Raw genomic sequence first — 25,446 nt, forward strand, 5'->3', positions numbered from 1 at the left:
GGATCAAGGTTTGTTTCTATACTGTACCGGTGTGATATTATACAGTTTTTTAAATGTTCTGTTAAAATGCTCTACATTCTGATATCCCACAGATTCTGCAATACTTTCTACAGTTGCACTGCTGCTCTTAAGCATTGCTCTTGCCTTTTTCATACGGATTTCTTTCAGAATATCTCCGAATGTCATTCCTGATTTTTCTTTAATATATTTTGACAAATATGGTTTTGAAAGGAAGAACTTCTCAGCAAGATCGTCCAATGTAACTTCTTTATAATTTGCGTAAATATAATTTGTAATATCTAATAATCTTTCATCCTTGCATGTCTGGGATCTCTGTACGCTATCCAATTTATTCACTGCAACAACGAGTGCTTCAATAGATGCTTTGATAATATCGGCATCAACTCCGACACCCCAGTAACGCTTCTTGTTGGAAATAACACCGACATAAGCAACAGCTCTGGAAGAAGATCCTTTTGTCAAAGAATGCTCCTCGTAAAATGCAAGTTCAAATTCGATATCAAAATAATGCTTGATCGCATTGCTGACAGCATCCAGACGTCCGTTTCCAACACCTGTGATCTTGCGGTTGCTTCCATTGTGGTGAATCGTTGCTTCTGCGACAATTCCATCTTCTTGTTTAAAGTGGCATTCATCAACACTGAAAATTGGTTTCGCATTGATGTAATGGTCTTCAAAGATATGATATACATTGTCTGGTGTAAGTTCTTCGTGAGCCTTGTCGGAAACATCTTTTACAAGATATCCGACTTCTTCTCTCATCTTTTCCGGTAAGCTGATTCCAAAGCTCTGCTTCAGGATATAGTTTACGCCACCCTTTCCTGACTGGCTGTTAATACGAATTACATCGGAATCGTATCTTCTGCCAACATCCTGTGGATCGATCGGGAGATATGGAACAGTCCATGTCTGACAGTCATGCTCCTCTCTCCAGGTCATACCTTTCGCGATCGCATCCTGATGTGAACCGGAGAATGCTGTAAATACAAGATCTCCTGCATATGGCTGGCGCGGAGAAACTTTCATTCTTGTCACGCGTTCATAGATTTCACAAATGTCACTCATATTAGAGAAATCAAGTTCCGGATTCACACCCTGAGAAAACATATTCATTGCAAGTGTAATAATATCTACGTTACCTGTTCTTTCTCCGTTTCCGAACAATGTTCCTTCGATTTTATCAGCACCGGCAAGGATTCCAAGCTCAGCATCTGAAACTCCTGATCCTCTGTCATTGTGCGGATGCAGAGAAAGAATTACATTCTCTCTGTCGCGCAGATGCTTGTTAAAATACTCTACCTGACTTGCGAATACATGAGGCATAGCATTTTCCACTGTTGTAGGCAGGTTGATGATCGCTTTGTTATCAGCTGTTGGCTGCCAGATCTCAAGGACTGCGTTGCAGACTTCTAATGCATAGTCAACTTCTGTTCCCTGAAAACTTTCCGGACTGTACTGGAATGTAAAGTTTCCATCTGTTTCTTCTGCTAACTCTTTCAAAAGCTTTGCACCGTCAATTGCAATCTGTTTTACCTGCTCTTTATCTTTCTTAAATACCTGTTCTCTTTGTGCAACAGATGTTGAATTATATACATGGATAATAGCATGTGGAGCACCTTTGACAGCGTCAAATGTTTTTCTGATAATATGCTCTCTTGCCTGTGTCAGAACCTGGATCGTAACGTCATCCGGAATCATGTTCTGCTCGATCAATGTTCTTAAAAACTGATATTCCGTCTCAGACGCAGCCGGGAATCCAACTTCGATCATCTTGAATCCTACATCCACAAGCAACTGGAAGAATTCCAACTTTTCATCCAGACTCATCGGCTCGATCAGTGCCTGGTTACCATCTCTCAAGTCAACACTGCACCAGATTGGTGCTTTGTCAATTGAATCTTTCTTTACCCAGTCATAACATGGCTCAGGTGGCATAAAGTAAGTCTTTTCGTATTTCCTCCAGTTTTCCATAATGTGTACCTCTCTTATATTTAATCAATTTAGTTGTTGTTTTTTAACACTCGTTTATATTAGCACAGGAAAGTCTTAGATTGTAGTGACTATTTTAATCACCTCACTTGATCTTTCTTAATATTTTCTGCTTTTTGGTACGAATTTTGTATAGAAAACAGGTGGAAAATATATTCCACACATTTTTTGAAGGTTCTCTTTTCTGCATTCTGTGTTGTATAGACGGGATATTCACGGATCAATTTGTCATTTAACGTGCAGCGAATCCTGCCGACTTGCATTCCTTTCTTTACAGGAGCATCCAATTGATCAGGAATCTCATAGTCAACAGAAATCGTTTCATCTTCTTTCAATAGGAAAGAGAGCGGTCTCAGATTTGCAGTAAGAGGAATTTTGGTTCCGTTTTTACCGGGATAATCTATCGTATCTGAACGTGCCTTTATCCCATTATTTATAAATATCTGCCGGACAGGTAATTCAATTTCAAATGTCTTATATTGATAATGATCTAAAGCATAAGTCATAAGAGTTCTCATATCGGACCATTTATAACTCTTATTATTTGGCCATCCACAGGCAAGAAGTGCAACAATAAATGTCCGCTCATCTCTACGCAACGCACCGACATAACAATATCCGGCATCTGAAGTAAATCCTGTTTTTCCGGAAAGAGCGCCGTCCATCATATTTAAGAATGCATTATGATTATAACAGCTGAACGACCGTTTTCCTTCAACATCTTGAAACTGATAGGTTTCGGTACGCGTGATCGTAAGAAATTCTTCCTGTTTCTTAGAATTCATAATACAATAACGCATGATCCTTGCAAGATCTTCTGCTGTAGTGTGATGGATTCCATTTGAATCTGCTGCATCCAATCCATTCGGTGTGATAAAATAAGTAGAATAACAGCCGATCGTCCGCGCTTTTTGGTTCATCAGATCTGCGAATTTCTCTACACTTCCGGCAACAGCTTCTGCAATTGCAACCCCAGAGTCATTATGTGACTCCAGCATTAAGGAATAAAGAAGATCTTTTAAATAGAACCGTTCTCCTGCAACCATTCCAAGATGTACCTTTGGCTGCGTAGCAGCCTGATCGCTTACTGTAACAATCTGATTTTCTGAATCAATTATGCCGCTCTCTAATGCAAGAATACAAGTCATAATCTTTGTTGTACTTGCCATTGCCCGTTCTTCCTGTCCATTTTTGGAAAATAAAATACGCCCACTGTCTGCATCCATTAAGACGGTAGACAGGGCGTATAATTGTTTTAGCTCATCTGGAACTACCTGACGTTCGTTAGAACTGACATTTATCTTCCAGTTTTGTCCTGCATGATCAAATGTAGTTCCAAAAACATGAACCGGAAAAGAAATTCCAATGATCATGCTGACAATCAGTATGCGAACAAAGAATAAATAGATTCTGAAATACCACTTTTTAAATTCTATCATCAATTGATTTCCTGTTTATATTGGAAGCTCCATTCTTCTTTTAATTTTATGATTCCAATGCAAGTTGTAGAATTCAAAAATCAAATGTCCATACGGATCTTTGCCTCATCCTCTGCTTCTTCTTTGAAATGTTCCAGCTGCTCCGGATTCAATGACGGAAGATCATCAATCGACGGTACACTGAATCTTCTTAAGAATTCTTCCGTCGTGCCGAAAAGAATTGGTTTTCCAGGTGCATCAAGTCTTCCGACTTCTTCTACCAGACCATATTCCACAAGTTTATTTACTGCGTGATCAGACTTTACTCCACGGATCTTCTCTACCTCTATCTTAGTGATCGGCTGTTTGTATGCAATGATTGACAGTGTCTCAAGAAGAACGTCCGTCAGAGTATATTTCTTTGGCTGCTTTGCTACACGGATCAGATAGTCATACATTTCCTTCTTTGTACACATCTGATAAGACTTGTCCAGTTCAATGATGCGGATTCCTCTGTTCTTTGATTCGTATTTCTTCATCAGATCCTGAAGTAATTCTTCGGTTGTCTGCTCATCCTGTTCGATTGCTTTCGCAATTTTACTTAGTTCAACAGACTCTCCCATTGTAAATAAAATAGCTTCAATTGCAGCCTGAAGTGTTTTTACTCCTGCCATTTACACTACGTCTCCTTTTCTCTCAATCATGATCTCACCACAAGTAGATTCTTGTTCAACATAAATTTCACCCAGCTTCATCATTTCAAGAATCGCAAGAAATGTAACAACAACATGCATTTTACTCTTCTGCTTCTGAAGAAGCTGACGGAAACTGAACCGGCGGTGTTCCTGTAAATAATCACGCACATAAAGGAACTTATCTGTGAGTGAAACTTCCTCTTTCTCAATCTTGCCAAATTTACTTCTTACCGGATCCACTTTATCTGTCTGCCGACGCATAACTTCCTGAAAAACTTTCTTTAACTGTACCATTGTCAGATCCCCAAGTAAAAGGTCAAGATCAACTGGCTCCACATATTCCAGAACTTCTTCCGGAATTGTCGGATTCTTATATAAAATCAGATCCGCATCTACCTGGCGGTCTCTGAGCTCATAAGACATGTATTTATACATTTTATATTGCAGCAGCTGTTCAACCAGTTCCTGCCTAGGATCTTCTTCCTCTCCGTCTTCTTTGACTTCTTTTGGAAGAAGCATCTTGCATTTAATATCCAACAACGTCGCTGCCATAACAAGAAATTCACTCATCACATTCAGATCTTCCCGTTGCATCTGACGGATATATTCCATGTACTGATTCGTAATCTCCACAATGGGGATATCGTAAATATCAACTTTATTCTTCTCAATCAGATGAAGGAGCAGATCCAACGGCCCTTCAAATACTTCCAGTTTTACCGGTATTCCCATAATAATCTCCTTTTATCTGCAAAGGGTGATTGCAATCACTTCTGCCGGATTGAACAGTCTCACATTAAATGTATGCGTTCCAAGCCCTTTGCTGACGATGATCGTCTGTTCTCCCTCCACGGTCATCTCTCCTGAATATTTTGGAAAAAGAAATGCCTGCGGAGTGATTACGCCGCCAATTCCCGGTAAGCGTACACATCCTCCATGTAAATGTCCAGACAAAATCAGATCGGAACCCCATTCCTTATAAGCTTCCATATAGGATGGATTGTGGGCAAGCAGAATGTGATAACTGTTGTCTGCGAAATTCTCTGTTGTCTCCTGCTGTTTTTCCTGATTTCCTGTAGTATGCTTTTCTCCCAGGCATCTGCGTACATCTTCAGCGGTGACATCCGCCTTGCGGAATTTTTTATTCACAATCAGTGGGAGTTCCAATCCACTGATATGAATCTGTTGATTTCCCAACAGAATATCGCAACTTTCATTTTCCAGAAAACGAACCCCTTCTGCCTGTAACTTTTTACGATACTCTTCGTAACACAAAGAATAGTTTTCCTGATTCTCTTTGATTCTCTGTTCATGATTTCCACTCGCATAATAAACCGGGCAGAGCTGCGGCAGACGACTGACAAAATCCAGTGCCTCTTGGTATCGCACGTCATTTTTTGCCACCAGCATATCTCCGCCAATTAAAATCAGATCCGGCTGTTCTGCTTTTATAGCTTCGAACAATTTATTGTTCTGCTTACCATAAACATGGTTGTGCATATCACTTAAAAAAATAATTCTGTTCACTGGGTCTTTTTCGGCTGTGCAAGTTATCTTTGGTGAATGTACTTCGTAATGTGTTACACAAAAAGAATGCTGCTCCCGATACATTTCTGCTAATATAACTGCGCACACAATCGGAAAAAGAACAGTGAAAAAACCTAAGATGCTCATATCGTATGTATCTCAGACATCTCAGCTTCTGCAATCGCCACACCGGAACTTGATCCAATACGGTCTGCACCTGCATAAAACATCTTCCGTGCATCTTCCAGTGTATGAATACCACCGGATGCCTTTACCTTCATGTCAGAGCCAACCGTACGCTTCATAAGAGAAACTGCTTCTACAGTTGCTCCGCCGGTTGAGAAACCGGTAGAAGTTTTTACATAGTCTGCACCTGCATCACGGCTTACAAGACAAGCCTCCTGAATCTCTTCGTCTGTAAGCAGACATGTCTCAAGAATCACCTTTACAATCACGTCATCCCCGGCAGCAGCGACAACCGCACCGATATCTCTTCTTACATAATCCCAGTTTCCACTCTTCAATGCTCCAATATGGATAACCATATCCAGCTCTTCTGCGCCGTCTTTCACTGCTGCTGTTGCTTCTGCAATCTTCGCAGTTGTTGACATTGCTCCTAACGGAAAACCAATCACGGTACATACTTTAATTCCTGTATTTTTCAGAAGAGAGGCACAAAGCGCAACACAACTTGAATTCACACAAACAGAATGAAATCCGTACGTAACTGCTTCCTCACATAATCCACGGATATCTTCCTCTGTTGCATCTGCTCTTAATAATGTATGATCAATACGTTCTGTAATCATTAATTTAATCTGCCTCCTGTATTTTTATATCCATTGCGGGTAGTAAAATTTCATAAAACAGACTGAATATTATTCTGAGCTACCCGCATTCGTACCCTTTATTATAAAACATTTTCCATGTTCCCGACAAGTGTTATAATAATTTCTTCCAAATCTTTTTTAGATAATCTCCAAAATCTGCCTTTTCCACAGGTGTTGAAGCAATCAGATTTACGGATCCAATTTCTTTCCCATTTATCCGATAACAAATCCGACCAACTGTTTCCCCTTTTTTCACAGGTGCTTTTACTTCATCTGGAATTTCTGTTACTTCTTCGACTTTCGATAAATCGGATCCTTCTGTATCTACATAAGTAAATCCTTCCTCATATTGAATCTTTAGATGATCTTCTTTGCCACCTTTCACCAGAACTACTGGCAGTTTCCGTTCTTTTGCTTTATAAATCTGACATTTCCCAAATCCATAATTCAATAAGGTTACCGCATCCTTAAAACGGCTTTTTGAATCTTCAGCGCCCATAATTACTGCGATCAGATCCACACCATTCTTACTTGCCGTTGCCGATACACAGAACTTTGCCTTTCCGGTGGATCCGGTTTTCAGACCAGTGGCATATTCGTACTGCCGGATCAGCTTATTTGTATTCGTCAGGCCAAATTCTGAAGAACCACGGGCAGTTGTATGCGTGATATTTTCCATCCAGACCGTACAGTAGTCCTTTATCTGCGGATATCTGGTCATCAGTTCCCGCGACATGAGTGCAATGTCTCTGGCACTCATCTCATGACCATCTGCATCTAATCCGTTGCAGTTTACGAAGTTTGTATGTTTCATTCCAAGTCCTTTTGCCCGCTCATTCATTTGTTTTACAAATTCTTGTTCATTACCGCAGATACATTCACTCATAGTTACACATGCATCGTTTGCGCTTGCGACAGAAATGCATTTTAGCAGCGTACCTACCGTCTGCATCTCTCCAGGTTCCAGGAATACTTGAGATCCTCCCATAGAAGCTGCATACTCGGAAGTTGACACTTCATCATCAAGTGATATAGTTCCATTTTCTAATGCATCAAAGATTAACAGCATTGTCATGATCTTTGTAACACTTGCCGGTGGCCGTGCAGTATCTGCATCTTTTTCAAATAAAACCGTTCCCGTAGACATTTCCATAAGAATACCAGACGGCGCACTTATTTCTACTTCTTCCGCGTGGACTACACTTGTCGGAGATGTAATCCTATACAGCAGAAAAACACTCAGCAGAATCACTGTAAAACCTTTCTTCATCTGCAATTCCCCCATGGACTATTCTTTTACCAGTATAGTAGCGATGGTGGGGAAATATGTCTGGAGAGAATTGACTTTTCAATTTTACAGGCGTATATTAGAGGTACTGTCCATTTTCTGTGATTTCAGAAAAATGGAATCTAATATTAGGAGGTCAAAATGAGCTCACGCACTTATTACGATATCTTAGGTGTATCCAGAGATGCGACTCTGGAAGAAATTACTTCAGCAAAAAATGCATTGGCTAAGGTCTACCATCCGGATGCCAATATGCATAAAGATATAGATACAACTGCTTTTATGCAGGAGATTCTGGAAGCCTACCGGGTTCTTTCTAATCCGGCGAAAAGAAAAGCTTATAATCTGGAAATTTTTGGAGTTACAGACCGTGTTTTTAAGACATTTAAACTTACGCCGGAAGATGAGAAAGAATCCGTTTCTTTCGTGACTTACTGGAATGCAGCAGTGCAGCTCCAGGATATCATTGATCAAAGTGTTCGTGTAATGGAACGTGCTTCCAGGACAAAGACACTCTCTCAAAAATTAATGAAAAAGCTTGGGAAAAATGATCCGGATGAGATGCACCGTGAACGCCAGCTCAGCCGCCTTTCCATGCAGGCAATGCGTCAGATTACCACATTGAAAATGGCAGGAATTCCAAGCGAATACTGGAATATAGATGCCATGAACTGGGTACTGGTCCGTTGGGGACAAAGACAGGATACAGATTTCCGAAGTTTGTTCAAACGATATGATATCTACGTGGAGAAACACTATTCCGTTTCTGAGAAGAAAAAACTGCATGCATATAAACGTCAGTTCCATCACAATTTGAAAAAGCTTCTTTCCTATGCATTGGAAGCATAAGAGACAGGGAGAAATATTTCCAGTATATTTATTAGAAGAATGAGGTACATCATGAAAATAAGAGTAGCATTTGTATGTTGGGGGAATATTTGCAGATCAACTTTAAGCGAAAGCGTGTTTACCTATAAGGTAAAAGAAAAAGGGTTGAGTGATCAGTTTGTAATAGACAGTTTTGCGACAAGCACAGAAGAAATCGGGAATCCACCGCATAGAGGTACAGTAAACAAACTAAAAGAAGTTGGAATTCCTTTAGTACCACATCGTGCAAAACAGATTACATTTTCCGATTATGATAATTTCGATTATATCATAGGTATGGATTCGATTAATATAAAATATCTTAACCGCATGCTTAAAGGTGATCCGGACGGTAAGGTTTCTAAGCTTTTAGATTACACATCACGGAAAGGTGCTGATATCGCAGATCCCTGGTATACTGGGAATTTTGATGCAACTTACAGAGATGTAAATGAAGGATGCGACGCTTTATTGGCTTATATTTTAGAGCAAAAATAATCGAGGGGGCAGATTTTGCTCCCTCTTATCTATTCAACTATCATTTAATATCTAATCCAAATCTGTAAATCTCACTGATCCTGGCCTGTGCCTGTTCAGATTCTTTTTTCTTGATAAGCTCGTTACGGTCACTTAAAATAGCAAGCATTTCATCCACAACTTCTACATCCGGCAAATCAGAATAATGAGATAAATATCCGATCATTCTTGTTGCTGTATAATCGGTATTCAGATTTCTGGTGACAAGATCACATAAATTCTCCGGATAACCTCGTTCCATCATCAGATTGTAGAGCTGCATGCTGATTTCTGTTCTTGGTTTCATGGGTGTTCTCCTTTTTTTGTTGTAACCATTCTATCATGTTACGTCCAAAAAATCATCTATATTTACATGTAATATCTGCATAAAATCCCGTGGGTTATTTTCTAACCGTCTATGCCTTCCAACCCTTGGTTTAACAGTTATTGAGCATCCCTTAATTGCTCTACAACGCTGCATTTTGCTGCATTGTCATACATCATGCAGGGGATCAGCAACCCCAGCAGAAGAAATACCGGAATTGTCAGCAGGACAGGCAGAACGGTGAACTGATACTCAAAGAACCAGAACATACTGCCCAGCATTTTCCCTGCAAGAGGTTCCACCGCCAGCTACAGAATAAAGGCCGCCGCTACGGAAGACATTGCGTAAAACAATCCTTCGTAGATCAGCATGGTTTTGAGCTGCCGGTTCGTCATTCCTACAGCCTGAAGCACAGCAAATTCACGGCGGCGGGAAAGAATACCGGTCATCATGGCGTTGAAGAAATTTAAGAGTCCCACCAGTCCGATGATAGCACAGAGGATACCACCGATCAGAAGGAACATCTGCCGGAACTGAGCAAACTCAGAGCGAGCTGTGGCCTTGCTTTCATACATCAAGGGTGAAAACTCACCGGCAGTGAGCTTCGATAGATATTGCTCTGCTTCGGCCTCATCAGCGTCGTCCGCTGTGTCGAACAGGTAGAGCATCGGAATGGTCGCACCACCGCTGTCCCTCTGTGCGGTGTCCACAGACAAAACTGCATCATAGCCATCACCACCATAACGATAACCCATGGAATACGGAAGTTCTACCAAAGCGCATACCGTGTACTCTACATCTCTGGCTCCATACAATTTTGCCTGAAGGTACTCCTCCGGTGTATCTTCGGTGCAGAGTTCTCCGGTGCGGCTGTCGATATATTTCACATCATCCGCATAAGTAGCCGTGATCGTGTCTCCAACCTCGGGGTAGGATTCAGGATTGGGCAGATTGCCGTAATCATCCAAAGAAACCGCAATGGCAATCGCGTTATTGCCCGGCTTCAACATAGGAGAAATATCTCCATCAAACACTTGCAGCTTGTCAAACAGGCTGTTATCCAGAGCCTCGATTCTGCTATCTCCCATCACCATATTCCCCCGGTGCTCCATGCGGCTCATATGGCTGTCTAACTGCTCGGCGCTTTCGTACCTTGCATAGTTCTGCCGCAGAGCATCCTCCGTCATCCACAGGTATGCGTTTTTTCGCACAGCATATCCCGTGCCGGAAAGACTGGCCTTTGTGTTTGCTGCGATCTCCTCGATCTGTTCTGGCGTGATGAATTCATCTGCCGGGTTGAAACGGAAATAGTCGGGAGTGCTGACGATAAAATCGGCGCAGGTCATGGAGGATACATACTTCTCCATGCTGAAGCCTCCCACAAAGGCACACAGCGCATTGAACAGTGTCACCGACAGTGCCAGAGACAACACCACCAGCACCGTCTTTTTCTTGTTTCGTCCCAGATTGGCAAAGGCCATCTGATGGAGCTTGGCTCCCCGGGTGCTGCGCTGTTTTTTCTTAGTCTGCATTGCATCCGTATATTTGATAGCCTCCACCGGAGAGACCTTGGCTGCCATTTTTCCAGGCTTGGAACAGGACAAGAGCACCGTCAACAGGGCAAACAGCATGGAACCAAGGAAGATCACAGGCGAAGTGCTGATGGTGGTGATGCCTGCATCCAACTGGGTGGAGCGCAAGACAATAGGCATCAGAACAGCACCGATGCCGTAGCCCAGTAGCAGCCCCGCCGGAATGCCGATCAGACAAAGCAGAAGTGCCTGCTGGCGAATGATGCGTTTGAGCTGCCGGGGCGTTGTGCCAATGGTTTTCAGAAGTCCGTAAAACCGGATATCCCCTGCAACAGAGATCTGAAAAATGTTATAGATGATAAGATACCCCGTGAAAATCACCAGCAGCAAAAAAGCTGCTATGGCAATTATCAGCTCTGGATCGAGCTGCGACTCCAGCTGGGATGAGGTATATCCCCAATTGACGCCGATCCGGACGCTGTTGGGATCAATATAGCTGTCCCAGGTGTAGCCAAGATCGGTATCCACCTGCTCCATCTGCCCTTGAATATTTGTGCCGGAGGCCAGCATGACATTCAAATCGGTGCGGAAAGGCTGTAACCCTGTTTTCACTGCCTGCGCTTCGATGTCATCTGCGTAATCACGGCTGATGTTGATGTAGTGAACAGGTATTAGTTCATCATAGTCCCAATAGCCTACCAGCGTAAAGGTATCTGTCACAGTAAAGGCGGTTTGATCCTTGTCCGTAATGGAATAGGAAACCGTGACCTCGGCGCCCAGTTCCGGTGTCACACCAAGCAGCTGCAACGCTGTCGTATCCATAGCCACCTCTTTGCCGCTTTCGGGCATCCGCCCGGTAGTTGGGGTGGCATAGCTCCATTTGGTACAGTTGGCATCCATGTAGCTGATCTCTGCCGGTATTTTGGCAAAGACCCCCTCCGCAGTGATACCGATTACCTTCCGTACCCCCGTAGCCTTCACCTTTGGGTGGGCAGCGATGCGTTCCGCCTGCTCGGGGGAAACATCCTTAAAGGTGCCGTGTGCATAGCCGCCTACCTGCCGAAACTGGTAGGTTTCATAGCTGGCGTTCAGTGACAAGACAATGGTGAACATGGAAGTAAATAGCAGCGTTGTCAGCGCAATGGCAAAAATAGCGATCAGATTGCGGCGACGGTTCGCATAAAGAGATTTTAAGCTGAGCTTTCGAATACATTTTCTGTTTTTGACATTCATCGTAGTCACCTCCCGTTAGTTCTCTGAGACGATCCGACCATCTTCGATACGGATAATGCGGTCTGCCATCTGCGCAATTTCTTCGTTGTGAGTGATCATTACGATTGTCTGGGCGAATTTTTGACTTGTGACTTTCAAAAGACTCAATACATCCTGGCTGGTTTTGGAATCCAGATTACCTGTCGGTTCATCTGCCAGAATGATAGCGGGTGCTGCCGCCAAAGCACGAGCGATTGCCACACGCTGCTGCTGACCGCCTGAGAGCTGATTTGGCAGCGCATCCAAGCGGTCGCTCAGTCCAAGCGTCTGCACGATCTGCTGCACAAAATTCTTGTTTACCTTTCCACCATCCAGTTCAATGGGTAAAATGATATTTTCATATACATTCAGCACCGGAACAAGATTGTAGCTCTGAAATACAAAGCCGATTTTTCTGCGGCGGAAGATAGTCAGCGCTTCCTCCTTCAGGGAGAAAATATCCTGTCCGTCCACCATGACCGTACCGCTTGTAGGGCGATCCAACCCGCCCAGCATGTGCAACAACGTGGATTTTCCGGAGCCGGACGTGCCGACAATTGCAACAAATTCGCCCTTCTTCACACTTAAATCAACTCCATCCAACGCATGAACTGTGTTATTGCCGGAGCCATAAATCTTTTTCAGGTCTTTTGCCTGTAAAACTTCCATAAATGAGTACCTCCATGAAAAAATCTGCATGTATGAAAGGAAATGATCCTTTTACACATACAGATTATCGCATAGAATTCTTTCCACATTCTTGCGAGGGCGCAAAAAAATCTAACAGTTTTGAAAGAATTGTTGTTATTTCGGCAGAAATATGGAAAACGCACTTCCTTTTCCCAGAACGGAAGCAACCTTGATATAACCGCCCTCGCCGGATATGATCGATCGGGCAAGATATAAGCCAATGCCCACACCTTCTTGTTTCTGCACACTATTTGAGCGGTAAAAGCGAGCAAATATCTTCGCTTGCTCACTTTCCGAAATGCCTGTGCCAGTATCCGATATATCGATCCTTGCAAACATTTCGTAACTTACGGCAGAAATCCTGATTGTGCCATGCTCCGTATATTTAATGGCATTGTCTACGATATTAGCCAGCGCTTCCGCTGTCCATTTGAAGTCGAATACAGCAAAAGCATCGGTATCCTGCAGTTGCAAAGACAATCCTTTTTCAGAAGCCTTGGCGGTATATTGTTCTACTACGCTTTCAAGCAGTGGCTGTAGCGCTGCTTGCTGAGGGGCAAGTGAAATGATCCCGTTTTCCAGTCTGGAAAGCTTTACGAGAGAATCAATCAAAAATCGCAGCTTTTCCGATTGTTTGTACAGCGCCTCGACATTTGCCTTCGCCGATACAGGCAGCGCTTCCTCCATTAAAAGCTCACTGTATAACAGCAGATTTGCTATCGGCGTTTTCGTCTGGTGGGAAATGTCCGCAATCAAGGATTTGATTTTGTCTTTTTCCTGCGCTACATTTCGAGAAGATGCTTCTGCGGCAGAAAGATAGTGTGCAAACTTTGTTTCTAAAGCAGACAGCCGGCTTTCATCAAAATTGGTTTCAGAAAAGGAGCCGGTCATGGCAGCATCCAGCATCCTTTCGATTTCTTCCATCGTTTTTCTGGCCTTTCTCCGCTCCCATAATACAACAGCTACCGCCACCAGAAAACACAGCAGTATGATCACAATGCCGGTTCTATTCATCTTTTGTCACCCAGCTATAACCGATTCCATAGACGGTTTTAATGTATTTCTGTGCACCAAGCTTATCCCTCAGACGCTTGATCGTAACAGACAAAGCATTTTCATCCACATATTCTGCGCCATCTGTCCAGATCCGGTCTACAAGGTCTCCACGTGCCATGGTTCGACCTCGGTTTTCAACAAGCAGGCGCAGTAATTTTTGTTCTGTTTTACTCAATTCCACTTTTAAATCTCCCGCATAAAAGGTCATCGCCTCAAAGTCAAATTGAAAAAGATCAATACAAATCGGCGCATTTTTATGGCTTGACGCTTGCTTTCGCAGTTGGGTATTCACCCTTGCCCGCAAAACCGAAAGAGAAAAAGGCTTGGTAATGTAATCATCAGCGCCTCTCTCCAATCCGTCTACGATGTCCAAATCAGTATCATTGGCAGTCAGCAGAATAACAGGAATCCCGGGCATGTTTTCCTTGATCTCCCGGAGCAACTCAAGCCCACTGCCATCCGGCAGATTGATATCCAACAGGATCAGGGATACACCGCCGCAAAGTAGCTGCTCCTTCGCCGTTTTTAGGTCTTGACAGGAAATGATCTGCCGAGCATCTGCCTTCAGCGCTTTGCATAACCCTTGATTCAAACCGATATCATCTTCAACAATCAGTAATTGCTCCATATATCTCACTCCCATTTTTTCTATATCTATCATTCGCTCCTCCTTATTATCAGAGCTATTTCAGCCATAATATTCTTTAAATATTCTTTTATCTGTCCCTGTTTTTCCTGAATACGCTCAAGAATTACTTTTTCCGCATTAGTAACAGCAAAAAGACCAAACAACTCAGAAAGCGGCTGATGATTTATCTGTTTTTCCAGTTTTTCATATACCTGTTCAACTTTATCATTTCTCAAAGCGCAAATTTTTCACTTTGAATCACGTTTAATATGCAATTCTAAAATAATCCAAATACGCCTTATACTTATCCTGTGCGGTCAGACAGGTATCTGTCAAATAACCTTTCTCATTGTTCCACTCTTTCAGTCCACGGTAGTAGAACATCTTCAGATTGTCCTCGATAATGAACGGCACGATATTATATTTCAGACATTCCTTAAACATAATCAATCTGCCTACACGGCCGTTTCCATCCTGGAACGGATGGATTCTCTCAAACTTCACATGGAAGTCGAGGATATCTTCAAAAGTCTTTTCTTCTTTTCCGTTGTACTCTGTAAGCAGCGCTTTCATTTTATCTGCAACTTCTTCCGGAAGTGCAGTATCCATGCCACCGACTTCATTCGGCATCTTTTTATAATCGCCTACAGCAAACCAATCTTTTCTGGAATTACTGGTACTGCTCTTCAAGATCAGATGAAGTTCTTTGATAAACTTCTCTGTCAGAGCTGCCTTTGCATTATCAATAATCATATCAATACACCGGAAGTGATTTGCTGTTTCAATCACATCGTCCACATTCAGCACATCTTTTTCTACACCGATGGTGTTGGTTTCAAAGATATATCTGGTCTGATCGTGGGTCAGGCGGCTGCCTTCAATATGATTGGAGTTATATGTTAAGTCAATCTGTGTCTTATGGTAAATACCACCGGAATACATACTTGCCTTCTGCTCCTGTAGAATATCCAGCAATATAATTGGCTGCTCTTTCTTTTTATTGGAACGCTCCGGCTTCTCTGCATTCTCAGGAATGTTCCAGGTCTTGCCGGTAAGAAATGCACCGTTTACGCGTCCATGAGCACAGTAATTTCTAACACTGCGCTCGGACACATCCCACTTTTTCGCTATTTCAGTAACTGAAAGATATCGCATCTATGATCCTCCGCCATAAAATCTATCCAAAAAACTACGTTAATCTATTACATAGTATATCACATCATCGGCAAAAATACCAACACATTCCAAGATCGATTTCTGTTCTTTTTGCCGACATAGGAAATGGCGCTTCCGGATATAGAAAGGGGCTGTCGGTAAATATGCTTCCGACAGCCCCTTTGGTTTATCCATCCGTATTTAACACAAGATTAGGCTTCTATTCAACTTCTGAAAACTGATCTTTTCCAACATTACATAATGGGCATTCAAAATCTTCCGGAACATCCTCCCACTTTGTTCCTGGTGCAATACCACCATCAGGATAACCTTCCTCTTCATCATATTCCCATCCGCAAACGTCACATACATATTTCATTAGTTTGTTCCTCCTTATAAATATATTAATACACAGCATATATTACTGTTGTATCTGAATTGTTTTGTAATCTTAGCATGAATATCAAGTGTTTTTAGCATTTCCAGAACCCATGAAGATTGCAGTATGCGTATACTTCTTCTACATATTCTCCATCGCAGAGGCAAAAATCCGCTACCGGCTCCTGACCTGGATTTAACTGTTTTCTGTATATTCCCTGGTTTGTATTTAATGTAATCCACTCAATGAAATGTTCTTCAAGCATTGGATGTTTTGTCTCTCCGACCACGACATGAACATGACTGCCTTCTACCGTATATACAGGTACATGCTTCTCAACAGCAGCATCTGTCACTCCAGCTTTTAATTCCTGCATAGGTTCTCCGCAACAAATTACAGGTACACCCTTATCCTTTACCTTTTCAACAATGTTTCCACAATGCTTACAGATACAGTACCTTACTTCCATGTCTTTTTCTCCGTCCATGTGTAAAATTTATAATTCAATTGTCTCCATAATCTTTTTCAATGAATCTGCAGATTCCTTAAGCTTTAACGCTTCTTCGCCACTTAAATTAATAGGTATATCAGACTCAATACCATCTGCACCTACAATAGCTGGCATACTTAACGATACTCCGTCAATATCATATACTCCATGAATCATGTGTGATACAGGAAGTATTGATTTTTCATCTCTCATAATCACTTCGCAGATTCTTTTTACAGACATTGCAATTCCATAATAAGTAGCGTGCTTTTTGTTTATGATCTCATACGCACTGTTCTTGACTGCTGTAGCTATTTCTGCCGTGTTTTCCTTGTGCTTGTAATGTCCACGCATTTCACACATTTCACTTAATGGAACACCAGATACATTGGCTGATGACCATGCTACAACTTCGCTGTCTCCATGCTCACCTACTATAAATGCATGAACGCTTCTGCTGTCCACAGATAAATGCTCACCAAGCTTATATCTTAATCTGGCACTATCTAACACAGTACCCGATCCAATAACCCTGTTTTCTGGAAGTCCTGATAACTTTATGGCTACCTGAGTCAGGATATCTACCGGATTCGCAACTACAAGCATGATACCTGCAAAATTTCTCTTTGTTATTTCAGGAATGATTGACTTAAATATTGCTACATTTTTATTTACGAGATCAAGCCTTGTCTCTCCCGGTTTCTGTCCCGCTCCGGCAGATATGACAACAATTGCAGCATCAGCCACATCATCATAATCTCCGGCATATATTTTCATCGGACTCGCAAATGGAATACCATGACTGATATCCATCGCTTCTCCTTCTGCCTTGTTCTTATCTGCATCGATAAGGACAATCTCTGTAAACAAGCCACTCTGCATCAGAGCAAATACCGATGCAGAACCAACAAAGCCACAGCCTATCATTACTGCTTTTTTTGAATTAATCACTTTCTTCTTCATAATAATCTCATCTCCTTAATAATTCTCTTCATGTACTTCAAAATAGCTCTGTGGATGATTACATACCGGGCATACTTCAGGCGCCTTAGTTCCTACCACAATATGTCCGCAGTTACGGCATTCCCATACCTTAACTTCGCTCTTTTCAAATACCTGTGCAGTTTCAATATTCTTAAGAAGTGCACGATATCTTTCCTCATGGTGCTTCTCAATCTCACCTACTGCCCTGAATTTTGCTGCAAGCTCAGGGAATCCTTCTTCCTCAGCTGTTTTAGCAAAGCCTTCATACATATCTGTCCACTCATAATTTTCGCCTTCTGCCGCTGCCGCCAGGTTTTCCTTTGTATCACCAATTCCTGCTAATTCCTTGAACCACATCTTTGCATGTTCTTTCTCATTATCTGCAGTCTTTAAAAACAATGCTGACATCTGCTCGTAACCTTCCTTTTTTGCTACAGAAGCAAAAAAGGTATACTTATTTCTTGCCTGTGATTCCCCTGCAAATGCCTCCTGTAAATTCTTCTCTGTCTGTGTTCCTGCATATTTGTTTGCTGCCATCTCTTTTACCTCCGTTTTCTTTACTACTTTTTCAAAATCTGATGCCGGGTGCTTGCACAAAGGACATATAAAGTCATCTGGTAATTCCTCGCCTACATATTCATATCCGCAAATTCTGCAACGCCATATTGTCTGACTGTCCTCTGTTTTAGTAACTGTCACAGCTATCCATGCTGTTCCTCCTTTACCTTCTCCCTGCATTTCGGGCAAATGCCTTTAAATGAAATATCATAATCCACAAATTCAATTCCATGAGTGTTATGAATTCTTTCCAGCAAATCCGGTATTGGATCCATATCCACATCAAAAACTTCACCGCACTTTATACATCTTACATGGTAATGATTTTTCAATGTAAAATCAAATCGGTTCGGTCCATCCGGAACTTCAACCTTCCTTAATGCACCTTCCTCTACCAATATATCAAGATTTCTATATACAGTTCCTTTTCCAATTGCTGGATATGCTTCTTTTATAAATTCATACACTTCATTTGCCGTAACGTGTCTTCTCATTTCGTATACGGTATTTCTTACAAGATCTTTTTGAATGGTATTTCTCCTACTTGTCATTTGTCCTCCTTATTAGGATTAGTTCTTAATAAGGATTATATACCACTATTATACGGTTGTCAATAAAAATAGTAATAATTCTCATTATTATAAAAACTGCCAAACTGAGCATCTTTTACCTGAATAACTATTTTATTTCGCGTTCAAATACATCGTAACACCTCCTCCAGAACGAATAATCATTCTGAATTTAGTATACTTGTGGATATCTTAAATATACAGAATCGCAAAACCAAGTTCTAATTCTATAGAACTATATTCAAAGTTTTTCTTTGCATTTACGTAAAAAAAGCGTTATGATTGAATCAGTTAAATCACAGGAGGTATCAAATCATGAAATCACATAAATACTGGTCCTTAGGCGCACTTTTCTGTATGTTGGGATGCATTTATTCTGGAATCAAAAAATCTATGACTGCACATAAATACTTTGCCTATTCTTCATTGCTTTGTATGGGCATGTCCATTTATTCCGGTCACAAACTGGTTTCTCCAAAGAAGAAAAAAATCACTGAATCAAATAATAGTGAGAATAGTTAAATAAAAAATTGACCTTTATTCATCAAAGACAAAGGGGCTGTTGCAAAATAGATGAGTAATCAATCTATGGAGCAATAGCTCCATTTTTATGCCTAAAAACACAGGAAGCGGTCGCTCTGCTAAACCGGGAGTACCTACAGTCTTTCAGTGTATCGAAAGAAACCAGAACATACGATATTCAGAAGATATGCTGTTTTATAGAACGCCAGACTGTTTATGACTGGCATACAGCCAGTTTTCAGGGAAGGAATAATTATTGTAAAACAGATCCAGACGCTACGTTTATGCACATGAAAGATGATCACATGAGAAATGCACAGCTAAAGCCGGGATATAACGTGCAGATTGGTGTAGATAGTGAAAATATTTTAAGCGAAAAGGGAATCTTATACCGGATGAATCGCTCGATACAACAAGTGGAGGGAGCATTCGGAGTTCTAAAAAATGACTATGAATTCCAAAGATTTCTGCTTCGTGGGAAAACCAAAGTGAAACTGGAGATTCTTTTATTGTGTATGGGATATAATTTGAATAAGTTGCATGCAAAAATACAGAATGAGCGAACAGGAAGCCACCTATTTCCAGTAAAAGAAACCGCATAAAAAGGCGAAAAACTGGTAGCTTTATTAAAGTACGCAAAAAATTGGAAAGAATCAACAGTTCAAAAGATTCTTTCCGATTTTTTTACATATGATAGAGCGAGGGCATCACTCTATCATCTAATCTGATGATTTTGCGACACCCTCTTCATACATTCATTATAGCTTTTATCATCCATTTTATTTGCCCCAAACAGCCGCTGCATTCGACCTTACAAGCAGTTCTTCCACAGGCAGACCAATCGGACAAATATCATGACAAGATAACGACTTCCCGCATCCCTCAAAATATTTCTTCTTATATTCAGCAGAAATCTCATTCAAATGAGTGCTTTCCTGTTCTTCATTCAGAATCCGAAATGCGTTGACTGCAGCAACAGCGCCTGCGAAAGTCCCATTTGCAGAGAAGTTAGGACACACTTCAAGGCAGCAGCCACACATCAGACAGCGTGCCGACTGGTATCTCGGTTCATGTGTCCACGGATTCATATAAGCTTCACTTTCAAGCCAAAGATTCAGTTTTTTCAAATTTTCAAACAGAATTGACCGGTCAACGATCAAATCTCTTACAAGCGGAAATTTGCTTAAAGGTTCCAAGGTGATTGTAGAACCTTTTAACGTATGTAGAAATGTAGAGCATGCCAGCCTCGGACGTTCGTTAATCAGCATGGCGCAAGCCCCACATTTTCGCACCATACAGCTACATTCCCAGCTGATGGGAGTAACTATAGTTCCTGAGTTATCTTTCAAAGGAGTTCTGCTGTTCAATTCCTTTAGAACATTGGCAACAGAGCTGTTTTTGCTTCCGTCAAACTCAAATTCCTGCCAATAACTGTCTGATTTCTGACTCTCCTGCCGCCTGATTCTTATTTTATATACCAAGTGAATCACCGCCTTTCTGGAACAGGTACAAAGGAAATCTGTATCTGCTTTCCATCAAATCTGGCTACCGTTGTTTTAAGGTAATCATCGTCATTGCTCTTCGGATAATCCTCCCGCCAGTGTGCACCACGGCTTTCTTTTCTTGCAAGAGCACTCTTTAGAACTGCCATGCCAAGCAATGGAAGATTTCCTGTCAGCGCTTGTACCGTTTGAATCCCATTTAACAACGTATTCTCATTTCTGACAACGCCCATAGTATCCTGCATCACTTTGTTTAATTGCTTTATTTCTGAAATTTGAGACGTTGGTGGAAAATCTATCTGTGTCGCACAAGATAGATCTACTACATCTGCCTGTTCACATGCTGATTTTGCCGCAACACGTCCTCCGTATAACGCTCCTAACAGAGAATTTCCACCAAGACGGTTGGCACCATGATATTGGGCACAGCATTCTCCGGCAGCGTAAAGATTCTGAATCGGCGTTCTGTGCTGCTCATCCACCAGAATGCCTCCCATAAAATAGTGAATTCCCGGTAAAACAGACACCGGTTCCTTTCGTATATCTTTATGCAGATAGGTCATACAATCGTCTGCCAGACCAGATAGCTTATTTGAAATAATCTCCTCCGATATTTCCGTCATGTCAAGAAATACCTCTGATTCATGGCTGACCTTCCATATCTCTCTGGCGGTAATATCTCGTGGCATCAGATTTCCAAGCTCCGGGTATTTTTCCTCCATGAAATACCATTGTTTTCCATCTTTCATAGCAAACAACCTGCCACCTTCCCCTCTGGCCGCCTCGCTGATGAGCATGCGTTTTCCACCACATTTCACAGTTGTCGGATGGTACTGGATCATCTCGCCATTTGCCAGAGGAACACCAAGCCGGAACAATTCTGCGGTGACTTCTCCTGTATTGCTCAGCGAACCCGTTGTATTTCCAAACAATCCGTGCATACCACCGGTGGCAACAATAACCGCATCCCCCGGTAATTCCACAGTCTCCTGACTGTATTCATCCCTGATTACGCAGCCACAACAAATATTGCCACACAGACGAAGTGTTAGGAAAGAATGATGGCTGAACCGTTCTACCATACCAGATGCTTCTTTCCTGCGAACAGCGTCTATCATAGCTGTCATGATCTGCTTCCCGGTATCGCTCTGTGCAAAAGCAGTCCGTTTCTTTTTCTGCCCGCCAAAATTCCGCAGATCCACATCATCATAGCCACTCATGTTAAATTTAACTCCAAGTTTTAGCAGCCAGTGCACCAGCTCCGGTGCTGCCTGTGTCATTCCCCAAACTGCATTTGGATCTGCCAGACCACATGCTGCCTTTATTGTATCTGTAAAATGTTCTTCGGGACTGTCGTTTTCATCTTTTGTATTCAAAGCTGCGTTGATACCGCCCTCCGCCATAACAGACTGTGCCCGCTCTGACGGAAGGAAGGAAACCAGTTTTACATTGCATCCATTTTCCGCTGCCTGCAAAGCCGCTGAAAGTCCTGCCAGTCCAGCACCTATAATAATAATTGTCTTACTCATAGATATTGCCACCCAATATAATATAAAATAACCGCTCCCGCTATAAAAAGAAGAATCACCGAAAGGATCAAATAAATATCGCTCCTTCGTTCTTTATAACTAAGGATTCCCAGTGATACTAGCAATGGGCGTATATTGATAAAAATATGAACAAAGATTGCCGCTACGAACAAAAGCTGAGTTACCATCTTTACCGTTGTAAAAGGGAACAAAATATATGTCCCATTCTGCACCTTTCCAAACAAGCCAATATGGAATAACAGCAGAATCAGTATTGCCATCCCACTGGCTCGTCTCGCCCAAAATATGGCGTTCTGTTTCAGATACATTTTTCCTGATTGCTTCGCTGTCTGTAAACTCTGAACTGTCAGGATGACACCAATCATCGTATGCACAACAAGAATACCAACACCAATCCATGCAAGAAGTTTCCCTGCACTACTTCCAACTCCGTTCAGCATAAAGCTGCCCATGATTCCATGAATCATAAAAATGAGAAGCATTAAAACAGACAAAATCGTATTCCATTTTCTCATAAATTCCCGCTCACCTCATTTCTTCGCTATCCATGATCATATAGTCCATCTGTGTTAGCGTTGTAACGTCAATAAAATCATCCGATGCCAGGAATACATCATACTTTCCACTTACCACTCTTGATAGCATCATTGTGTTACTGTACTCTTTCAGATCTACGGAAAAACCGGCCTGTTTCAACCTGTCACAGAGTTTCTTAGCATAACTGACAAGCGGATAATCCGTCTCAGATACATATAACCGAAAACTAATGTCCGTTTTCATGAGATCTGTTTCATTTGTTTCCGAATCGTCCAGTGCCAATTCTTTTAATTTATTCCGGGTGTTCTCGTTGTCGAGACCATCTGACATCATATTAATACCGAGAACATAAGAGCCTTCCAACTGTGCGGAGGCTTGAGCCGCCTTTTTTGACTTCGGTGTTGCTCCTGTGACTGCATCAATCATAGAAGGCGGTGAATGTAAAATGACACCAAAACCTACAAGAAAAACAATCGTAACAACTAACAGAATCAGTTTTCGTTTCACATTTCCACCTCATTTCCTATTTTTTCAAAATTCTCATTGCGTTCAAAACAGCAATTATGGTAACGCCTACATCACCAAATACAGCTTCCCACATTCCAGCTATACCCAGAGCACCAAGGATCAGGAACACACTCTTAATTCCAAGGGCAATCACTATATTCTGCATGACAATTTGCTTTGTCGCTTTTGCCACATCAATCGCATCCACCAGCTTAGATGGTTCATCTGTCATCAGAACCACATCCGCAGCTTCAATGGCCGCATCTGAACCAAGACCACCCATTGCGATACCAACATCCGCACGAGCAAGGACAGGAGCGTCATTGATACCATCACCAACAAAAGCTAATTTGCTTCCCTGTCTCTTTTTACTGTCTAAAAGCTCAACCTTTTCCACTTTTTGGTCAGGAAGCAGCTGTGCATAATATTCATCCAACTGCAATTCTTCTGCAACGGACTTCCCAATTTTTTCATCATCACCGGTAAGCATGACTGTTTTTTCCACGCCGATATGTTTCAGGTCAGAAATTGCTTTTTTACTGTCCGGCTTCACTTCATCTGTTATCAAAATACATCCTGTATATTGACCATCTACCGCCAAATAAACTTTTGTACCTGCGTTTTCACAGGTTGTGTACTCTATACATTCTGTATCCATAAGTTTCGTATTGCCAGCATAAACTTTCTTCTTTCCTGCCATGGCACTGATTCCATATCCGGAAATTTCCTTGTAATCAGAGATAACTGATTGGTCAATTTCTTTTCCATAAGCAGCAAGAATGGATTTTGCAATAGGATGGTTAGAAAAACTCTCTGCCTCTGCCGCATACTCCAGAACCTGTTCTTTTGAAAATCCATTTGCAGGCAAAATATCCGTCACATTGAAAACACCTTTTGTAAGTGTTCCGGTTTTATCGAACACAATAACGCTGACATTATTAAGTGCCTCTAAATAATTGCTTCCTTTTACAAGAACACCTCGTTTAGATGCTGCACCAATGCCGCCGAAGAAAGTCAGCGGGATTGAAATAACCAATGCACATGGACAAGATACCACAAGGAAAACAAATCCTCTGCGAATCCACTCTGTCCAGCCTCCACCAAGAATGATCGGTGGCAGAATCGCCAGAAAAGCTGCTAAGATTACAACCACAGGTGTATAATAACGTGCAAATGTAGTAATAAAATTTTCTGTTGGTGCTTTTCGGCTTGACGCATTTTCCACAAGATCAATAATCTTTGAAGCCGTAGATTCACCAAATGCTTTTGTTGTCTTAATCATTAAGACACCCGTCTGATTCATACAACCGGAAAGTGCTTCGTCTCCTTTATGAACACTTCTCGGAACTGATTCTCCTGTTAAGGCCCTTGTATCCAGCATAGAATCTCCATCCAATACCACACCGTCTAATGGAATTTTTTCACCAGGCTTTACAATAATAATCTCACCAATGGAGACATTTTCTGGAGATATGGTAATCAATTCCCCATTTCTTCTTACTGTAGCAGAATCTGGACGTATATCCATTAAGTCTGATATAGATTTTCTGGAACGCTTAACAGCCAATGACTGAAAAAATTCACCTACCTGATAGAATAGCATAACAGCAACTGCTTCTGGATATTCACCAATGACAAAAGCCCCAATCGTAGAAACACTCATCAAAAAATGTTCATCAAATACACGCCCCTTTGAAATGTTCCTCACAGCCTGCCATACAACATCTCCACCAAGAATAACATAAGAAACAATGAGAAAAGCTAACTCGATAGGCAGTGGCACTTTCGCAAAAACAGTCAATGCCATACCAATGGCATAGATTGCTGCACCAGTCGCTAAACGAACTGTCAACTTCTTATCCTCATTGTTATAGGATTCATTGGCCTCCTGCTTTTTTTCCGGTATATAAGATTCCTGTACAATTTCAGAAACTTCCACGTCTGGCTCATGGCTATGAACAATCGTTTCAATCTGACTGGCTATCGTATCTGCGGCTGTCTGAGCAACATTGATTGTAAGCGTCTGCTTCATCAGATTTACCACTGAGGATTGCACTCCA

Annotated in this window: 28 protein-coding genes and 2 pseudogenes; 4 read left to right on the forward strand and 26 right to left on the reverse strand. The window is 41.7% G+C overall.

Annotated features, from left to right (window positions below):
* Nucleotides 1-3: 3 nt before the first annotated feature.
* The 7 genes from LI126_RS08630 to LI126_RS08660 form a co-directional block, all read right to left on the reverse strand.
* Nucleotides 4-1,992, reverse strand: a complete 1,989-nt coding sequence (locus LI126_RS08630) for a 2-isopropylmalate synthase (RefSeq protein WP_118173922.1) — start codon at nucleotides 1,990-1,992, stop codon at nucleotides 4-6.
* 98 nt (nucleotides 1,993-2,090) lie between these two features.
* Entirely contained in the window at nucleotides 2,091-3,449 is a 1,359-nt protein-coding gene (locus tag LI126_RS08635) for a D-alanyl-D-alanine carboxypeptidase family protein (protein WP_227165212.1), read from the reverse strand.
* 80 nt (nucleotides 3,450-3,529) lie between these two features.
* A complete protein-coding gene (scpB, locus tag LI126_RS08640) occupies nucleotides 3,530-4,102 on the reverse strand; it encodes an SMC-Scp complex subunit ScpB (protein ID WP_227165213.1) in 573 nt (190 codons plus the stop codon).
* Nucleotides 4,103-4,855 carry a segregation and condensation protein A gene (locus tag LI126_RS08645; protein WP_055163155.1) on the reverse strand — a complete coding sequence of 251 codons (753 nt, stop codon included), beginning with the start codon at nucleotides 4,853-4,855 and terminating at the stop codon, nucleotides 4,103-4,105.
* 12 nt (nucleotides 4,856-4,867) lie between these two features.
* Complete coding sequence (locus tag LI126_RS08650) at nucleotides 4,868-5,797, reverse strand: metallophosphoesterase (protein WP_331469897.1); 930 nt, start codon at nucleotides 5,795-5,797, stop codon at nucleotides 4,868-4,870.
* A complete protein-coding gene (gene deoC, locus LI126_RS08655; RefSeq protein WP_015529287.1) occupies nucleotides 5,794-6,459 on the reverse strand; it encodes a deoxyribose-phosphate aldolase in 666 nt (221 codons plus the stop codon). Before deoC ends, LI126_RS08650 begins: the two co-directional genes overlap by 4 nt.
* A gap of 133 nt (nucleotides 6,460-6,592) precedes the next feature.
* Nucleotides 6,593-7,750 (reverse strand): D-alanyl-D-alanine carboxypeptidase family protein, encoded by a 1,158-nt coding sequence (locus tag LI126_RS08660; protein ID WP_081019556.1) that lies wholly within the window; start codon nucleotides 7,748-7,750, stop codon nucleotides 6,593-6,595.
* 159 nt (nucleotides 7,751-7,909) lie between these two features.
* On the opposite strand from LI126_RS08660, the gene LI126_RS08665 reads away from it, so the two are divergent.
* Both LI126_RS08665 and LI126_RS08670 read left to right on the forward strand, forming a co-directional pair.
* The gene (locus tag LI126_RS08665; RefSeq protein WP_226875680.1) at nucleotides 7,910-8,617 is read left to right on the forward strand and encodes a J domain-containing protein; all 708 of its coding nucleotides are present in this window, start codon (nucleotides 7,910-7,912) and stop codon (nucleotides 8,615-8,617) included.
* A 51-nt stretch (nucleotides 8,618-8,668) separates the two neighbouring features.
* On the forward strand, nucleotides 8,669-9,133 hold the full coding sequence (locus LI126_RS08670; RefSeq protein ID WP_118173927.1) for a low molecular weight protein-tyrosine-phosphatase: 465 nt from the start codon (nucleotides 8,669-8,671) through the stop codon (nucleotides 9,131-9,133).
* Between the two features lie 40 nt (nucleotides 9,134-9,173).
* Here LI126_RS08670 and LI126_RS08675 read toward each other — a convergent pair whose 3' ends face one another.
* The 14 genes and pseudogenes from LI126_RS08675 to LI126_RS08735 all read right to left on the reverse strand — a co-directional run bounded on the left by LI126_RS08675 (nucleotide 9,174) and on the right by LI126_RS08735 (nucleotide 18,750).
* Nucleotides 9,174-9,458, reverse strand: a complete 285-nt coding sequence (locus LI126_RS08675; protein WP_015529291.1) for a hypothetical protein — start codon at nucleotides 9,456-9,458, stop codon at nucleotides 9,174-9,176.
* 137 nt (nucleotides 9,459-9,595) lie between these two features.
* Nucleotides 9,596-9,757 carry a hypothetical protein gene (locus LI126_RS08680; protein WP_227165214.1) on the reverse strand — a complete coding sequence of 54 codons (162 nt, stop codon included), beginning with the start codon at nucleotides 9,755-9,757 and terminating at the stop codon, nucleotides 9,596-9,598.
* A 27-nt stretch (nucleotides 9,758-9,784) separates the two neighbouring features.
* Nucleotides 9,785-12,241 carry an ABC transporter permease gene (locus LI126_RS08685; protein ID WP_227165215.1) on the reverse strand — a complete coding sequence of 819 codons (2,457 nt, stop codon included), beginning with the start codon at nucleotides 12,239-12,241 and terminating at the stop codon, nucleotides 9,785-9,787.
* A 15-nt stretch (nucleotides 12,242-12,256) separates the two neighbouring features.
* Entirely contained in the window at nucleotides 12,257-12,928 is a 672-nt protein-coding gene (locus tag LI126_RS08690) for an ABC transporter ATP-binding protein (protein WP_055145372.1), read from the reverse strand.
* A 135-nt stretch (nucleotides 12,929-13,063) separates the two neighbouring features.
* A complete protein-coding gene (locus LI126_RS08695) occupies nucleotides 13,064-13,963 on the reverse strand; it encodes a sensor histidine kinase (RefSeq protein WP_227165216.1) in 900 nt (299 codons plus the stop codon).
* Nucleotides 13,956-14,633 (reverse strand): response regulator transcription factor, encoded by a 678-nt coding sequence (locus LI126_RS08700; protein WP_226865930.1) that lies wholly within the window; start codon nucleotides 14,631-14,633, stop codon nucleotides 13,956-13,958. Before LI126_RS08700 ends, LI126_RS08695 begins: the two co-directional genes overlap by 8 nt.
* 29 nt (nucleotides 14,634-14,662) lie before the next feature.
* Nucleotides 14,663-14,869, reverse strand: a complete 207-nt coding sequence (locus LI126_RS08705; RefSeq protein ID WP_226865877.1) for a hypothetical protein — start codon at nucleotides 14,867-14,869, stop codon at nucleotides 14,663-14,665.
* A 28-nt stretch (nucleotides 14,870-14,897) separates the two neighbouring features.
* Nucleotides 14,898-15,788, reverse strand: coding sequence for a Fic family protein (locus tag LI126_RS08710; protein WP_117826299.1), 891 nt, complete (start codon nucleotides 15,786-15,788; stop codon nucleotides 14,898-14,900).
* A gap of 220 nt (nucleotides 15,789-16,008) precedes the next feature.
* The gene (locus LI126_RS08715) at nucleotides 16,009-16,167 is read right to left on the reverse strand and encodes a rubredoxin (protein ID WP_054751241.1); all 159 of its coding nucleotides are present in this window, start codon (nucleotides 16,165-16,167) and stop codon (nucleotides 16,009-16,011) included.
* 94 nt (nucleotides 16,168-16,261) lie between these two features.
* Nucleotides 16,262-16,636 carry a desulfoferrodoxin family protein gene (locus tag LI126_RS08720; RefSeq protein ID WP_226862033.1) on the reverse strand — a complete coding sequence of 125 codons (375 nt, stop codon included), beginning with the start codon at nucleotides 16,634-16,636 and terminating at the stop codon, nucleotides 16,262-16,264.
* Nucleotides 16,637-16,663: 27 nt separating this feature from the next.
* Nucleotides 16,664-17,620: an L-lactate dehydrogenase gene (locus LI126_RS08725; protein ID WP_226865876.1), complete on the reverse strand. Its 957-nt coding sequence runs from the start codon at nucleotides 17,618-17,620 to the stop codon at nucleotides 16,664-16,666.
* A 15-nt stretch (nucleotides 17,621-17,635) separates the two neighbouring features.
* On the reverse strand, nucleotides 17,636-18,178 hold the full coding sequence (gene rbr, locus LI126_RS08730; protein WP_055156848.1) for a rubrerythrin: 543 nt from the start codon (nucleotides 18,176-18,178) through the stop codon (nucleotides 17,636-17,638).
* 42 nt (nucleotides 18,179-18,220) lie between these two features.
* A pseudogene (locus LI126_RS15900) lies at nucleotides 18,221-18,379 on the reverse strand (rubredoxin-like domain-containing protein); the annotation flags it as partial.
* Nucleotides 18,343-18,750 (reverse strand): Fur family transcriptional regulator, encoded by a 408-nt coding sequence (locus LI126_RS08735; protein WP_227165217.1) that lies wholly within the window; start codon nucleotides 18,748-18,750, stop codon nucleotides 18,343-18,345. The gene LI126_RS08735 and the pseudogene LI126_RS15900, both read right to left, overlap by 37 nt.
* Before the next feature lie 333 nt (nucleotides 18,751-19,083).
* Between LI126_RS08735 and LI126_RS08740 the strand changes: the two genes are divergently transcribed.
* Both LI126_RS08740 and LI126_RS08745 read left to right on the forward strand, forming a co-directional pair.
* Nucleotides 19,084-19,290: a DUF6219 family protein gene (locus LI126_RS08740; RefSeq protein WP_008688150.1), complete on the forward strand. Its 207-nt coding sequence runs from the start codon at nucleotides 19,084-19,086 to the stop codon at nucleotides 19,288-19,290.
* Between the two features lie 245 nt (nucleotides 19,291-19,535).
* Nucleotides 19,536-19,892: pseudogene (locus tag LI126_RS08745) on the forward strand (transposase); the annotation flags it as partial.
* A gap of 177 nt (nucleotides 19,893-20,069) precedes the next feature.
* Here LI126_RS08745 and LI126_RS08750 read toward each other — a convergent pair.
* From LI126_RS08750 to LI126_RS08770, 5 genes are all read right to left on the reverse strand, one after another.
* The gene (locus tag LI126_RS08750) at nucleotides 20,070-20,780 is read right to left on the reverse strand and encodes a succinate dehydrogenase/fumarate reductase iron-sulfur subunit (RefSeq protein WP_330634071.1); all 711 of its coding nucleotides are present in this window, start codon (nucleotides 20,778-20,780) and stop codon (nucleotides 20,070-20,072) included.
* Nucleotides 20,777-22,321 carry an FAD-binding protein gene (locus tag LI126_RS08755; protein WP_226865873.1) on the reverse strand — a complete coding sequence of 515 codons (1,545 nt, stop codon included), beginning with the start codon at nucleotides 22,319-22,321 and terminating at the stop codon, nucleotides 20,777-20,779. Before LI126_RS08755 ends, LI126_RS08750 begins: the two co-directional genes overlap by 4 nt.
* Nucleotides 22,318-22,857: a pilus assembly protein PilX gene (locus LI126_RS08760; RefSeq protein WP_226865872.1), complete on the reverse strand. Its 540-nt coding sequence runs from the start codon at nucleotides 22,855-22,857 to the stop codon at nucleotides 22,318-22,320. Before LI126_RS08760 ends, LI126_RS08755 begins: the two co-directional genes overlap by 4 nt.
* Nucleotides 22,858-22,867: 10 nt before the next feature.
* Nucleotides 22,868-23,386 carry a DUF6921 family protein gene (locus LI126_RS08765; protein WP_008703789.1) on the reverse strand — a complete coding sequence of 173 codons (519 nt, stop codon included), beginning with the start codon at nucleotides 23,384-23,386 and terminating at the stop codon, nucleotides 22,868-22,870.
* A gap of 16 nt (nucleotides 23,387-23,402) precedes the next feature.
* Nucleotides 23,403-25,446 (reverse strand): heavy metal translocating P-type ATPase (locus LI126_RS08770; RefSeq protein WP_227165218.1); only part of this gene is annotated, 2,044 nt, incomplete at its 5' end.

The sequence above is a fragment of the Mediterraneibacter sp. 210702-DFI.5.30 genome (assembly GCF_020560115.1).
In the GTDB taxonomy this organism is placed as follows: Bacteria; Bacillota; Clostridia; order Lachnospirales; family Lachnospiraceae; genus Mediterraneibacter; species Mediterraneibacter faecis.